The sequence below is a fragment of the Paenibacillus massiliensis subsp. panacisoli DSM 21345 genome (assembly GCF_000426545.1).
Taxonomy (GTDB): Bacteria; Bacillota; Bacilli; order Paenibacillales; family Paenibacillaceae; genus Paenibacillus; species Paenibacillus panacisoli.
Genome location: NZ_KE384536.1, coordinates 1 through 14,673, shown reverse-complemented (window position 1 = coordinate 14,673; position 14,673 = coordinate 1). Strand labels below are relative to the sequence as shown.

Below are 14,673 nucleotides of genomic sequence, written 5' to 3'. Positions count from 1 at the left end.
TCATGGAGATGACAAGGGACAGCCCTTTTACTATTTTGGCAGCCAATAGACTGGAAATCTTGCTGTAATAGAGTGTTCAAGTGCCAGACCCTGCTCTTATCCCTTGACTAGATTTCGGGGAAACACCAGCTGGCCATATGCTTCAAATCCTTGGCGTTATGAAACGGTATGCGATCAGGCTCCGGCAGTTGTGAAGCTGGACAAGGCAGCTCTCGTGCCACTCTTCTGACCCAGCTCGTGGAATCAATGGCAATCACCGAGCATTGCCAGCGTCCGTCCTTCCTTGGGCGAAAGGTCATCGTCAGATCCGTCTTGGCCGGCATTTCCGGATAGACTCCGTCAAGATATTCGACCTTAACCCGCTGATCCATGAGCTCATGGCAATACACTGTAATCCATATCCCATCTCTGACGCGAACGGCGTATACATCGCCTGCCTGCACCTTGCCGGTTCCTGCGTCGGGTGAAGCCTTTGGTACTTTTGCCCGTGGCTTTTTTTTATGCTCCCAAGCGCCTAATATCGTTTCCTTTAGATCCGGGAGCTGCTGAGGTCTGTCGTCCAGTGATACGTTGGAGAGATCGTAATCCCCAAAAATCCGAGCCAAGGTTGTCTCATTAATACCAATGGAGGAATCCCACCACGCCAGCGGTGCCTGCACCTCAACCCGAATGTTGGGACGCTGGTCACGCTTCTGGTACGATGTGAATTCGGTTGCCATTCCGGGATAATCCGTCGTATCCAAAATACCGATTAGCCCCAAAGTCTCTAATAGATTGCGGTAGGCGTACTCGCTACGTGTAGGCAGCAGCCGTTCTTTTTTGAGTGCCAAGGCTGCCTTACTATACCGTGTATTGGCTGGTAGCGAGCGAAGCACCGTCAATATGGCACGGAGTGTCCAGCGATCATATTCGTTAGGGGTGGGAAGCTCTTGTCCCATCATTTCCTGAAGTGCCAGCACATGTCCAAAAAGGTTGCCGTCCAGTGGAGTTCCACTAGTCATTCTCCAATACCACTCCAGACTCGTATCTGTTGCCCCAGAGACGCTCAAGCCACAGATTTGGCAAGTACTAGAGGAAGGGTAAGGAGCGAACTCGTGATCAGGAACGGCCTCTGCAATCAGCTTGCCAGTAAGCAATGAACGCCAAATCATCGGCGCTGACCATAATGAGGCCACGAAGGCTTGCGCTGACTGATTCAATGTCCAGGGCTCGGCGAGCTGTCTTAATTCAGTCATTGTCTGTTCATGCTGCGGACTTACAAAGTGGTTGGGAGGATGGCCGCTGGTCTGGAGTGCTTCCAAATCCGTCTCCGATATCTCTGCCGGAATGGGATGCCGCGAAGTCTTAAGCTCCTCATCCCAAATGGTGCTCTGATGATAGATTTGCTTCAACAGCCATAGCTGATGGACAACTTCCATAAGTTATACCTACCCTTCAAGTGAGTTCCTTCAAGTGAGTGATTATCATTTTATAGGGAGATTACTGGTAATAACTAGATTATTATTAGTTTAATATATCATAATTGCAGATGGTGGGCTGAATCGTATAATCTGGCCAGCTTTTAAATCAATAATTTAGAAAATAAAAAGGACACAGCAGGGTGCGCTCTGTCCTCCATATTCATTTAGATCTACCGCTATAAATCTACCCTTCCAAAGGTGGCATCACTCTTCAACATACTGCTGCTGGATTCATTCACCGTGTTAAGCCGCAGCGCATAATCATAATGACGGATATAGATCCCGGGCTGATTATAGGACTCGAAGGAGAGCTTATTGCTCTCTGCCCAACCAGGAACAATCCGGAAGGTGGCGTCACCTTTATAGCTGTCGGTGTTACTATAAGCCCCTAATATGATTTTGTTGCTCGAATCACCTGAATCACGCTTTAGAAAGTAACCGGGAAAATTAATAGATTCCAGAGATACCCCATCTGTATGGGCGAGACCAGGTATTACGCGAAAGTGTGAGTCAAGCTCAGGGGAGACGTTGGTATCAATCCTTGCGGCAAAGTTCGCATGGCGAATATAGCGCTCTGGATAATTGTGTGAGCTGAAGCGGCTGTGAGTTAAGGCTTCAGGCTCAGCAGGTCCAAGTAATTTGACTTCATGGAGAGTAGGGGTATACCAGTTGCCAGGGTTGTTCCATAGTACCGCGTTCACCATCTGAATACGTACATATCGTGCAGTGAAATGGACGGCATCCGTAGTGAAGCCATAGGTAAGATTGTTAGTACGGTCAATGGTGGAGTAATTGACTCCATCGTTACTGACTTCAATTTTATACTTATAATAGCCCTCGGAGCCTTTGTACATGAACCACGAAATGTCGACCTCCGTGATGGTCTGAGCTGAGCCGAGGTCTACCTGCCACCAGGCAGGCCAGGTGTTGGATGAAGCCACCCATGAGGTCTGATAATTGCCATCATTGACATGGGAGGGTGAGGAGCCTGAGGCAGTCGAGATGGCGGTTGCTGGTTGGCCTTGAGCATGATTGACCAGTTCAGGGAGGGTTACTGTACCGGTAGTGGCGTCGATGTCCCATTCCTTGTACCAATCCAGGGAGGCGGTACCGTCTGCATCATTCAGGGAAAGTGGAAGCCAAATATGTTTGTGCTCGCCCAGCTTCATCGGATTCCAGCGATCGCCCATATAGATATAAGAGGTAGTGCTCTCGCCAGTGATTGTAGCGATATCGTGAATCTGTGAGGCAAAGGCCGATGAGTTACCAAATGGCTTCAGCGTTGACCAAGGTCCAGTCATGGACGTGGCGGTGGCATACGCACCTTGATTCGGATACCATCCCGAAGCTTGCGAGGTGAAGAGGTAGTAGCGAGTCCCCTTTTTGACAATGGCAGGAGCCTCACGGTAGGCGTTCTCGAAGAGCCAGCCCTCGAAGGATTCCACGTTTGTATAGTCCGCATTCATTTTGAAGATGGCCATGGTGTCATTGGCCCCGCCATTCTTGCGAGAGGCCGTCACTAGATAGCCTGTCCCATCTGTATCTACAAACACTGTCATATCACGAGATTCGTAGTTCAGGGGCCGGAAGCTACCTACATAAGTGAAGGGGCCGTCTGGTGTGCTGCTGGTCGCGACTGCGACCCGACCGAGGTTGTAATCCGTGCCATTTTCGTAATGTGCCCAAAGTACATATTGTTCAGTTGAGGCATTATAAATGACTTTCGGGCGTTCAATCTTGCTGGAGTTCAGTTCGTCTGCCGAATGCTTGGTCAGAATTGCATTGTTGAAGGTCCAGTTCTTCAGATCCGTAGATGTGTAGACATTCACACTGTCGAACTTGCCGTTCACTGCATGCTCACCGTACCAATAATATGTGTTTCCTACCTGCAGGATGTTGCCGCTGTTCGCCTGAATGGGATTGCCAGCCGTGTCGAACCAATCTGTTCCATTCGTGATGGGGGTACTTGCTGCTTGTGTCCTCTCAGGTGGGCCAGCCAATACCATAAGCGTGAATACGAGTACAAGAATCCAGACCTTGTTCTTTTTCCTCATCTTCATACACCTCCCTAATATTCACAAGAAATAAAAGCGCTTACATTTACTATTTTATGTAAAAATCTGGACAATTCAAGTGGATATTTCATTTGGCTGATGCCTTAATTCCATGAACAGCCTCAGGCGCCTTCAGCACAATGTTATAATGTACATATTGAGAGAGGACGGATAGAGAGATTGCGAAGAAGAGAAGGCTCGCCGACTCGATCCGCATAAGTGGAAGGAGACTGTTATGCAGAAGAAATGGAGTGTAGGGGCCTGGCGCTTCTTCATTTATGCAGGTGTGACCGGACTTGCAGGAGGGACGCTGTTCGCATGGCTAGGTGTACCAGTGCCCTGGCTACTAGGGCCAATGACTGCTGTATTGATCGTATCCAATGTGCTGAGACAGCCTTTGCGATGGTCGTCTCAGCTTCGCGATGTAGGAATTGGTGTGGTGGGATATTCGATAGGGATAACGCTCACCCTCGAATCTTTGCGACAGATGATGGTTCAGCTTCCGTTGATGCTGCTGTTTACTACATTGCTGCTGCTCATGACGATGATCCTTGCCTATGTTTTCAGCCGTTGTACCGAGTACGACCTACCCACGCTTATGATTGGAAGTGTACCGGGTGGACTATCGCAGATGGTGACACTGGCTGAGGAAATCCGTGGAGTAAATATTAACGTAGTCACGATGATGCAGGTAACCAGGCTGATTATGATTGTATTTTGCGTGCCGCTTCTGCTCTACAGCCCTTGGCTTGGAGGTGGAAGTGTTTCTTCTGAAGGTGTAACTGTAGCTTCTGCTGCCGTAGCTACAACGGAGGGGGCATGGGCGGAGCTATTTCCGGAACTATGGGTCTACGCGCCGTTGTGTGTGCTGGGTGCACTCTTGGGGCAGAGGCTTCGTGTACCTACAGCTTTTCTGCTAGGACCGATGCTGGTGACCACGCTTCTACATTTGTTCATGCTGGAAGCACCCGTTCTGCCAGACGCGCTTCTGAATGCTTCGCAATTTTTGATTGGCACTCACGTAGGCTTATCATTCAAAAAACAGGCTTCAGGTAATTTGGCCAAGACAGCTGCGCTGGCACTCGGTAGTGGTATGCTGCTAATTATTGGCTCCTTGGGACTGACATGGCTGTTCGAGCATTGGCTTGGGACATCTACAGCGACGGCTTTTCTTAGCATGGCTCCCGGCGGGATGGATCAGATGGCGGTAATGGCCCATGAGGTCGGTGCTAATCTGCCGATGGTATCAGGCTACCAGATGTTCAGATTATTTTTCATTTTCTTCGTGGTATCTCCATTATTGGGTCTGCTGCTACGTCGATTCACTGCCATTACACCTAAGTCGCGCTTGCATACGAAAGAATCAGCTTGAACCTTCGGAGTGCCATCATACAAGTAACATCATACAAGTCATCCTACAAGTAGCGCTTATCCTATCGTTGTTCTAGTATCTTATCCTTGTTCTAGTGCCTTGAAGGGAGGGAATGTGAGGACAGACTTGTTGTCTGCTAACGACTATGCTTCCCGGATCATCATTCTGAAATCATATTCGTTCAAGGTGCTGGGCCCGAGGTATTGTTCTAAGCAGTGAGGTCACTAAGGCATTCCATAAGTGAATGTCTTTGGTGTCAGCCTCTTGTTACCTATAAAAAAATATACCGCTAAATTATATTTTTATGGAGAAATTATTCTTTTTACGAGATAACACTGCTATAATTTGGTTAATTCATTATGCAATTGTGTATTTTCTATATTTCGAAACAAGGGGGCAATGGTATGAAGGGTCCTAATAAAGGCTTGCTGCTTACGCTGTGCTGCCTGCTTCTGGTGTTCGTCATCAGCGGCTGCAGTGGAGGGGCAACGAAGTCTTCAGGCCAGGATGATGGTAGCGGTCAGGTGACGCTGGAATTCTGGACTATTGCGCTGCAGCCAACGTTTACGGATTATTTCAATCAGGTCATCGCCGATTATGAGCAGGCCCATCCGAATGTTCGTATTGAGTGGAAGGACTACCCGTATGATGCAATCACCAATAAGCTGCTGACCAGTATTTCTGGTGGAGACAGCCCTGATGTGGTGAATCTGAATACGGAATTTGCCAGTCAGATGGGTACGAAGGGTGCCGTGCTTGATATGAATGAGTACCTGACCCCTGACGAAAAGTCTGCTTATTTCGAGGGTATTTTCGAATCCACGGTCATCGGTGACAAGGCATATGCGCTGCCATGGTACACCGGAACCGAGGTGTTGTTCATGAACAAAAAGCTGGTTGAGAAGGCTGGTCTTGATCCTGCAGCGCCACCACAGACGCGTGAGGAGCTAATCGAATGGGCGCGTCAGATTAAAGAGAAGACAGGTAAGGCCGGCTATGCCATGCAGCTCGTATCAAAGCTATTCCCGATTGATGGAATTCCGATTCTGAATGAAGACAAGAGTGCTGCTGCATTCAACAATCCCGATACAGAAGCGATGATTCGGAATATACAGCAGCTCATGGATGAAGGCATGATCATCAAGGAGGATGCGGATTTCGCTAAGCAGGTTCAATATTATGCAGGTGAGCAGGTCGCCTTCGAGCTTGCTGGGCCAACTTTCATTAACTTTATCAAGACGGCAGCGCCTGAGGTGTATAGCAATACGATTGCAGTTCCATTGCCGACGGGCAAAGGGGGCGTGCGGATGTCCAATTCCATGAACCTGGTCGTCCCTGCCAAGTCGGCACATCCCGAGGAAGCAGTCCGATTCGCCGTGTTCCTGACCAATGCAGATAGTCAAACGGCGTTCTCGAAGGTGGCCAACACTCTTCCTTCTACCAAGGCCTCGATAGAGGACCCATTCTTCACTGAATCGGATCAGTCTCTTGAGGCCGAGGCCAAAATCGTATCTGCTCAGAGCCTTGATAAAGCTACGGACTATATGGTAGGTGTCCCGAATGCCAAGGATATCAACTCTGCGATCACACGGGCATTACAGAATATTCTTCTGAACGGAGCGGACATGACCAAGACGCTGAATGATCTGGAGCAGGAGGTAAACAGAATCTTGCAGCAATAATCGATAGTCCCCAAGGATGCAACCTAAGCTGGAGCTCATGCGGTAATTCAGTGGACTTTTAAAAAAGACATACAAGGTGGTGATGCTTATGAAGCGGTGGCTGCGGTCAGAGGCTTTTGCTGCCTGGGCGTTCATGACACCGGGATTGGCTTTATTGGCAGTCTTCGTATTCTGGCCCATCCTGTACAGCATTCCGCTTGCATTAACGAATTACTCGGGGCTTACAGATGCCAGCTATGTGGGCTTCGATAATTTTGAGCGGGCGGTCAAGGACCGTAATTTTCTGATCTCCCTATGGAACTCTCTAGTGTACGTGCTGGTGGTGCCCTTCATTCAGATCTTCTCAATCCTAATGGCGGTGTTGGTTAATGGGAGAATTCCGGGGATTCGAGCCTTCCGTGCCGCTTATTATACCCCGGTAGTGACATCTATGGTTGCTGTAGCCTTGATCTGGAGCTGGCTGCTAAGCAACAACGGTGTGGTGAACTATTTGCTCATGCAAGTGGGTGTGCTCACTGAACAGATCGCTTGGCTGTCGGGCAGTGCCACGGCTCTGTATGTACTGATGTTCATTACGATGTGGAAGGGGCTGGGCTATTATATGATGCTGTATTTGGCCGGTCTGCAGAACATCCCTTCTGATCTGTATGAGGCGGCTAGAGTCGATGGAGCGGGGCGTCTACGTCTGATGCTTCATATCACCATACCGATGCTAAGACCGTATGTGCTCTTCTGTACATTGTTCTCTGTCATGTCGGCCATCCGCGTATTTGATGAGGTGTACATTTTGACTAAGGGCGGGCCGGGTACCTCGACATTGACCTCAAGTCTGTATATTTTCCAGAAGGGTATGGAGCAGTTCGAATTCGGCTATACGTCAGCGCTTGGACTCATTGTGAGCCTACTCGTTGGGGCACTTAGTGTGCTTGTATTCTGGCTGAACCGCAAAGGAGGTATCAACTCCTACTGATGCTGAACAGGAAAATGGATACACCAATTCGTCCTCTTGCCGAGTCCCGAGGGATGCGCTTCTTTAGACGAACTGTGGGGCGACTGGTAGTCTATGCATTGTTAATCTTGCTGGCATTATTCATGATGGGCCCATTCCTGTGGTTACTGAGTGTGTCCGTGATGCCCGGCCGAAATGTCTTTTCCACGCCACCTGCCATTTTTCCGACGTTCGTGGACTTCAGCAATTATGTACAGGTGTGGCAGTTCATGGACTTTCCAAAATATATCTACAACACCGTAATCATAACCGCTCTTGGTGTAGTTACGAATGTAGTGTTGGCCAGCCTGACGGGCTATCCACTTGCAGTCTTTCGCTTCCGGGGCAGGAATCTTATCTTCGGGCTGCTGATTGCGACCATGATTATACCTTCCTCTACAGCAATTATTGTGCACTATTTAACGATCCGAGCCATGAATCAGGTGTTGCCTTTCAATAATAGCTTCATGGATGTGGTGTTGCCAGCGGCGATCTCGGTTTTTAATGTATTTCTTATGAGGCAGACCTTTCTTAACATTCCACCAGATGTTCGTGATTCGGGCAAAATGGATGGCGCCTCCGAGCTCCGAATCTGGTGGCAGCTGGTACTTCCGCTGGTGAAGCCTGCCATTGCAGTCATCTCGTTGCTGGAGGTGATGGCTTTCTGGAACAACTTCTTGTGGCCAATTGTGATCATGGATGATCCGCAGGATTATCCGCTGGCTGCAGCCCTGACCTATCTGAATGGGCAGTTCTCCTATAACTTCGGCTGGATTGCCGCGGGTACGATGATTTCGGTATTGCCGATCATTATTGTATTTCTGCTCACGCAGCGATATTACATGGAGGGTCTGGCCGGGGCTGTGAAGGGGTGATTGCTTCGCATCCGCACTGGTTAGCTTTCTCGTCATGTGTGTGAAAGTGAAGTATAAGCAATGCATTGATGAATGCTTGACTCATGATACTTCAGCAAAAAAAGGCAGGTGGCGACCGTATGAAGTCACGACAGCGAATCTTGTTCATTCCGCTAGACGAACGTCCGTGCAACTACGAATTTCCATTCTTGCTCAGTCAGGGCACCGAGCTGGAACTGGTGCGTCCGCCAAAAGAAATGCTAGGCAACAAGAAGCTTCCAGCAGATCTGCCCCGGTTATGGAGCTGGTTGGAGCAAGAAGCGGCTACTGCTCATGGAGCGATCCTCGCACTGGATACACTGCTCTACGGTGGAATCGTGCCTTCACGTCTGCATGATCAGAGTCCGGCAGAGCTTGCAGAGCAATTGGAAAGATTACGAATGCTTAGGGAGCGTTGTCCGAACCTGCAGCATATGTATGCTTTTCAGTTGATTATGCGCTGTCCGCAGTATTCGCTGGCAGATGAGGAACCGGACTATTACGCGAACTGGGGACGGGAAATTTTCCGAAAAGGATACATTGAACACCGTCATCTCTCGGGGCTAGCCACAGATGAAGAGCTGATAGAGCTTAAGCATATTGATACTGTCCTGCCTGCCGGGGTCCTTAAGGATTATCTGGATCGGCGCGAGGTGAACGCGCTACTGAATCGGGCGGCTCTGGAGCTGGTAAGCTCAGAAGTTATTGACTTTCTCATCATCCCTCAGGATGATTCCGCGCCTTATGGATGGACGGCAAGAGATCAGCAGAAGGTCCGAGAGCGTATTGCGGAGCTTGATCTGGAGCTACAGGTGTATATGTATCCTGGAGCAGATGAAGTAGCCTGTACGTTGCTCGCCAGAATGCTGAACCGGGTCAAAGGGGTTACTCCGTTGCTCTATCCGCGAATGTCCTCTGATCAGGGGGCGCTGGTTACGCCTTTGTTTGAGGATCGTCATTTCGGCGAATCTCTGAAATATCAGATTCTCGCTGCTGGAGGCTTGATGGTTAGTTCTGCCGCAGAGGCTGATGTCATCCTGCTCGCGAATACCCCGGGAGATACAATGGCCGAAGCTGTGGATCAGCAGCAGGCTTCGGCGGGGTACGATGTACAGCGCAATATAATCGAGCTAATTGAATATGCGGCCTATGTGCAGCAGCATTGGGGCAAGCCCGTAGCCATCGCAGATGTAGGCTATGCCAATGGTGCGGATCTCAAGCTCTTGAGATTGTTGCGCCGCCGGGGGCTACTATTCAAGCTTGCAGGGTACGCAGGATGGAACACGAGCTCTAACACACTTGGCACCGTCATTGCCCAGTCCATGGTGTACGCTCATTATGGGGCAACTCAGGAGCATCTTGATTTTCTGGCTCTCCGTTATACAGAGGATGCCTGCTATTGCGCTGTAGTGCGTATGGTCATGAATGAACGTATAGTAGATGGAATGGGATTGAGTAAGTTCGAACTGGACGGTCCGCGAGGATGTGCAGCAACGATCGTACGGGAACAATTGGAGCTTGTGATTCGTCAAATGCTGCTTGGTTCCGATGAGCATATTCAGATTCATGATTGCTATATGCCTTGGAACCGGACATTTGAGGTGGGCTTGCATGTGAGTTATGAAGGTATGGCTGCAGTATCGCAGCAATCTGGCTAATTACTGGCTGATCAATAGTACTGCTCAATTCAGTTGCGCTCCATACATCAGTCATTTCCGTTGGGGGAGCCTGCTCATTCATGTAGCTATACTATTACCAATGCACATGATTAGTGTGATTATTTTCTATATAAAGAGAGAGGGTGTACGAATGACCCCTGTTATCTACGGTATTCGCCCAGGACTTATCGTATCGTGCCAAGCGTTGCCCGGAGAGTCCCTGCATGGTTCAGACATCATGGCCAGAGTAGCCGATGCTGCCGAGAGAGGTGGTGCCGTCGCGATTCGTGCAAATGGTGCAGAGGACGTCCGGGTGATCAAGCGGACTGTGTCTATTCCAGTGATTGGGCTAATCAAGCGCGACTATCCTGATTCCGAAGTCTACATCACCCCTACGCTGCAGGAAGTGGATGAGCTTCACGAAGCGGGAGCAGACATGATAGCACTGGATGCTACGAACCGTCCTCGGCCACAAGGGTGCACATTGGCAAGTCTATTACAACATGCAGCAGAGCTGAATCTGCCTTGCATGGCAGACATCTCTACATTGGAGGAGGCTGTCCAGGCTGAGGCACTGGGAGCGGCGTGTATTTCTACCACGCTATCAGGCTATACCTCCTACTCTCCGAAGATGCGTGGCCCTCATCTGGAGTTGGTAAGGGAGGCGGCGCAGGCCGTCGGTATCCCTCTTATGGCAGAGGGGAGAATTAGCGAGCCAGCTCAGGTAGAGCAGGCACTGCGACTGGGGGCTTATGCAGTTGTGGTAGGTAGTGCAATTACTCGTCCGCAGTGGATTACAGCAAGATTTGCCGAAGCGGCCGCTAAGGTAGTGACATTAGAAAGGCAGTGAGCATGTATCGATGGACATGAACGATCGAATTCGGACGTATTATCCCTCTTTGACCAAATCTGAAAGCAAGGTAGCTTCCTGTGTGTTGGAGCGCTCCCATGATCTGATTTATTTATCCGTGACGGAGTTGGCTGAATTTGCTGGTACCGGGGAGACCACGGTGATGCGCTTTTGCCGGAAGATTGGCTTCAAGGGATATCAGGATTTCAAGCTGGCTCTGGCTCAGGATCAGACCGCACGCAGACCATATGAGCTACAGCATCAGGAAGGCCGGCCTGATCAGGAGCCTGATATGATTCAGACTGTGTATGAGGCTATGGTGAATATATTGAACTCCAGTGTGGGCTTGCTCGATCGGGATCAACTGGAGCTAGCCGTGGATGTGCTTGATCAGGCGGGCTATATTCAGTTTTTTGGTGTGGGGTCCTCGGGGATTACGGCCCTTGAAGCCAAGAACCGTCTTCTACGCATGGGCCGCAGAGCGGAGGCAGTAGCCGACAGCCACATCCAATCTATGATGGCAGTAACTATGGGGCCTGGGGATGTCGCCTTCGGGATTAGCGTGTCGGGAAGTACACTCGATACGAATGACATGCTGCATAAAGCCAAGCAGAACGGGGCTACTATCGTCGCAATTACGAATTATGCCAAATCGCCAATAACGTCTATCGCTGACATTGTACTCCTTACCGCTGGTAAGGAGGCTCCGCTTGAAGGGGGATCGATTGGGGCGAAGATCTCTCAGCTCTTCATCATTGATCTGATCTGTGAGGGCCTCGCGCGGAAGAATCTAGACCGCACCAAGCAGATGAAGGAGAAGACTGCGAGAGCCGTCATTGAACGTAGTTATTAAATAAAAGGAGCATTCCATGGATAAAGTCATCGGACTTGATATTGGAGGCACTTCGGTTAAAGGAGCAATCGTGGGGAGGGATGGAACGATCTTCGAGACAGCAATTTGTCTAACCAAGCCAGAGGCGGGACGGGAACTGCTACTGCAGCGGATGGAAGTTCTAGTGTATAAGCTGCTGAGTGGGCAGCCGGATGGAACGATACACGCGATTGGAATAGCTTCGGCCGGTCGTGTGAACTTTGAGGATGGTGAGGTTGTATACGCAACGAAGAACCTCCCTGGCTGGCAGGGGGTCCATCTGAAGGAGTGGGCGGAGTCTGTGTTCGGCCTGCCGACGATTGTTGATAATGATGCCAATGCTGCATTGCTTGGTGAGATCTGGCTAGGTAGTGGTTCACCTCAGGAGGAACTGGTGATGCTGACGCTTGGCACGGGAGTGGGTGGGGCTTATTTCCTGCCAGAGCGTCTTGTCAGAGGGAAGCGCTGGTATGCTGGGGAATGGGGGCACAGCATTCTGGTACCAGGAGGAGTGCCGTGTAATTGCGGTAAGAAGGGCTGTGCAGAGCAATACATCTCAGGAACGGCACTTCATAGGCGGGGTCAGGAATCAGCAGATAAGATCTACCCATCAGCTCATGATCTGATTAAAGGTGCCGAAGCGGGTGAGGAGGAGGCCCTAAGGGTACTGGAGGAATTTGTGTCAGATCTCTCCGTTGTTATTGCCAATATTGGGATTACCCTGGACCCGGATGCCGTCATTGTGGGAGGGGGACTCATTGATTCCAGCGATGTCTGGTGGCCTTTGCTGGAGCGGCAAATGGGTCAATGGGATGGTACATTGGAGATTCGGCGAGCTGCTCTTGGCAACAAGGCGGGTTACCTTGGAGCGGCAAATTTGGCGTTGGATGTGAGTAATCCCTGTATCTGAGTACTTCCTGTAGATGTTCTGAAAGATGAAGTTTACCAGGTTGATCAAATAATATTCGGGAGGATCTTTCATGGAACAGCGGAGAATGCAAGTGGATGTCGTCGTTGTTGGCGGCAGTCTGGGTGGGACAGCTGCTGCGCTGTCTGCAGCGGAATGTGGCATGAAGGTCATTATGACGGAGGCGACGGACTGGATCGGTGGGCAGCTGACATCACAGGCTGTACCCCCTGATGAGCATCGGTGGATCGAACAGTTCGGATGCACTCTTTCCTATCGAAAGCTCCGTGAACGGATTAGATCCTACTACAAGAGTAATTATCCCCTGACCAAGGATGCCCTTGACGACCCGCTTCTGAATCCGGGAAATGGGTGGGTAAGCCGACTCTCACATGAGCCGCGTGTGGCTCTAAGCGTATTGCAGGATATGCTGGCTCCATATGTAAATAGCGGAAGGGTGAAGATCCTATATCATACTGTGCCAGTAGCGGCTGATACTGTTGAGGATATGATCACTGGAATCGAAGTCCTGCATCTTAAGGATCAGACTCGTCACTATCTGCAAGCCTCTTACTACCTGGATGCCACAGACTGCGGGGATTTATTGCCACTAGCTGGTGCGGAGTATGTAGTTGGTGCGGAGTCGCGCCAAGATACTCACGAGCCTCATGCGCCGGAACATGCGGATCAGCAGGATGTGCAAGGCATTACACATGTAGCCGCAGTAGATTATGTAGGGGACTGGAAGTGTACTATAGAGAGGCCTGCTGACTATGAGTTCTGGAAAGGCTTTATGCCTCGGTTCTCAACAGCTCCTCTGCTAAGCTGGTATGCCGCTGATGCGAATGATACTACCCGGCTCAAGGAATTTACGATGTTTCCCAATGAGCACGGAGTTACATCCTTGTGGGATTATCGGCGGATTGTGGACCCGAAGCTGTGGCGTACTCCTTTATTTGAAGGTGAGGTTACGCTCCTGAATTGGCCACAGAATGACTACTTTATAGGAACGATTATGGATGTAGCTGATAAAGAACGTGTAAGTCATCTGGAAGCAGCAGCACAGTTGACTTTGTCACTTGTGTACTGGCTTCAGACAGAGGCGCCGCGCTTGGATGGAGGACTTGGATTTCCGGGCGTCCGCCTGAGAGGGGATGTGCTTGGGACTGTAAATGGGCTTGCGAAAGCCCCCTATATAAGAGAATCCCGTCGGCTCAAAGCTATGCAGACGATTACAGAGCATGATGTCAGCAGGCAGCTTCGTGGAGCAAAGGGGATTCGCAGCTATAAGGATAGTGTGGGCGTAGGGAGCTATCATCTCGATATACATCCTACAACGATAACTCAGCGAACGTACTATATTCCTAACTACCCATATGAGATTCCTCTAGGTTCGCTGATTCCCAAACGTATGAAAAATCTGATTGCAGCATGCAAAAATATAGGTATGACCCAAGTGGCTAATGGCTGCTACCGACTTCATCCGACGGAATGGAACATTGGCGAGGCAGCAGGAGTGCTGGCTGCGTATGCCGTTCAGCATCAAGTGTATCCAGTGCGGATAAGAGAATCGAGTGAGCATCTCGGTCACTATCAAGAGTGTTTGCTTGCTCGGGGTGTTGAGCTTCATTGGCCATTAGGAGTGGAATTTACGACTGAATTCGACATGTAAAAATATGGTGCGAAAAAAGATTTATTTTGGGGTTGATAATAAAGTGAAGTTCGTGATATATTATTACGGCTGACACTGATTCAGCATTCGATATTGAAGTTGAAAAAAAGTTTTTTTAAAAAAAAGCTTGCACTTCTCTCGCGAACATGTTATGATCTTATAGCTGTCGCAAAAACGACAGGAAAGAAAAACGAAGTTGATCTTTGAAAACTGAACAACGAGTGAGCGGATTTTGTGAAGCAAAATCCAACGCGAAGGTTTTTGGT

At 49.8% G+C, this 14,673-nt stretch carries 11 protein-coding genes; 9 read left to right on the top strand and 2 right to left on the bottom strand.

What is annotated here, in order from left to right; genetic code table 11:
- Positions 1–107 precede the first annotated feature (107 nt).
- Both K331_RS0127185 and K331_RS30720 read right to left on the bottom strand, forming a co-directional pair.
- Positions 108–1,418 (bottom strand): hypothetical protein, encoded by a 1,311-nt coding sequence (locus tag K331_RS0127185; protein ID WP_028592758.1) that lies wholly within the window; start codon positions 1,416–1,418, stop codon positions 108–110.
- A 218-nt stretch (positions 1,419–1,636) separates the two neighbouring features.
- Positions 1,637–3,466, bottom strand: coding sequence for an AbfB domain-containing protein (locus K331_RS30720; protein ID WP_226383716.1), 1,830 nt, complete (start codon positions 3,464–3,466; stop codon positions 1,637–1,639).
- A gap of 283 nt (positions 3,467–3,749) precedes the next feature.
- Between K331_RS30720 and K331_RS30715 the strand changes: the two genes are divergently transcribed.
- From K331_RS30715 to K331_RS0127135, 9 genes are all read left to right on the top strand, one after another.
- Positions 3,750–4,886, top strand: coding sequence for an AbrB family transcriptional regulator (locus K331_RS30715; RefSeq protein WP_051290072.1), 1,137 nt, complete (start codon positions 3,750–3,752; stop codon positions 4,884–4,886).
- A gap of 404 nt (positions 4,887–5,290) precedes the next feature.
- Complete coding sequence (locus K331_RS0127170; protein WP_028592757.1) at positions 5,291–6,568, top strand: ABC transporter substrate-binding protein; 1,278 nt, start codon at positions 5,291–5,293, stop codon at positions 6,566–6,568.
- Positions 6,569–6,656: 88 nt separating this feature from the next.
- Entirely contained in the window at positions 6,657–7,538 is an 882-nt protein-coding gene (locus tag K331_RS0127165; protein ID WP_028592756.1) for a carbohydrate ABC transporter permease, read from the top strand.
- Positions 7,538–8,431 carry a carbohydrate ABC transporter permease gene (locus K331_RS0127160; RefSeq protein ID WP_051290071.1) on the top strand — a complete coding sequence of 298 codons (894 nt, stop codon included), beginning with the start codon at positions 7,538–7,540 and terminating at the stop codon, positions 8,429–8,431. The genes K331_RS0127165 and K331_RS0127160 overlap by 1 nt, the downstream gene beginning before the upstream one ends.
- 119 nt (positions 8,432–8,550) lie before the next feature.
- Entirely contained in the window at positions 8,551–10,107 is a 1,557-nt protein-coding gene (locus K331_RS0127155) for a DUF4127 family protein (protein ID WP_028592754.1), read from the top strand.
- Positions 10,108–10,258: 151 nt separating this feature from the next.
- Positions 10,259–10,957: an N-acetylmannosamine-6-phosphate 2-epimerase gene (locus K331_RS0127150; RefSeq protein ID WP_028592753.1), complete on the top strand. Its 699-nt coding sequence runs from the start codon at positions 10,259–10,261 to the stop codon at positions 10,955–10,957.
- A 10-nt stretch (positions 10,958–10,967) separates the two neighbouring features.
- A complete protein-coding gene (locus K331_RS0127145) occupies positions 10,968–11,810 on the top strand; it encodes a MurR/RpiR family transcriptional regulator (protein ID WP_028592752.1) in 843 nt (280 codons plus the stop codon).
- Between the two features lie 16 nt (positions 11,811–11,826).
- On the top strand, positions 11,827–12,738 hold the full coding sequence (locus K331_RS0127140; protein WP_028592751.1) for an ROK family protein: 912 nt from the start codon (positions 11,827–11,829) through the stop codon (positions 12,736–12,738).
- A 70-nt stretch (positions 12,739–12,808) separates the two neighbouring features.
- Positions 12,809–14,407: an FAD-dependent oxidoreductase gene (locus K331_RS0127135; protein ID WP_028592750.1), complete on the top strand. Its 1,599-nt coding sequence runs from the start codon at positions 12,809–12,811 to the stop codon at positions 14,405–14,407.
- Positions 14,408–14,673: the final 266 nt, after the last annotated feature.